Raw genomic sequence first — 299 nt, forward strand, 5'->3', positions numbered from 1 at the left:
ACCAACAAGCCGGAAAACTTTGTCCTGTTCAAGGCAGACGGCGATCAGGACCGCCCCAATCTTACATAAGCGACCGAATGAAAAAAGCCCCGATGGTTTTAGCCATCGGGACTTTTGTTTTTGTGTTCCCCCTTTTTCTGCCGCAAGGCAAAAGAAAAGGGCCGCTTGAAGCGGCCCGATAAGACGGGGTAAGAGGATTTACTGGGCGACTTTCTCTTTCAGGCGTCCGCTGGCCTTGAAGCCGGGGATCGCGGTGGGTTCCAGCTTGCTGGTCACCTTGGTCTTGGGATTGGTAAAGT

General features: G+C 53.2%; 1 protein-coding gene. It reads left to right on the forward strand.

The annotated features are described in order from the left end of the window. A partial coding sequence (locus tag H6B10_RS16020) for a hypothetical protein (RefSeq protein ID WP_204652425.1) occupies positions 1-182 on the forward strand: 182 nt, incomplete at its 5' end. Between the last annotated feature and the right edge of the window lie 117 nt (positions 183-299).

This window comes from Gemmiger formicilis (assembly GCF_016901605.1).
GTDB classification, from domain to species: Bacteria; Bacillota; Clostridia; order Oscillospirales; family Ruminococcaceae; genus Gemmiger; species Gemmiger formicilis_B.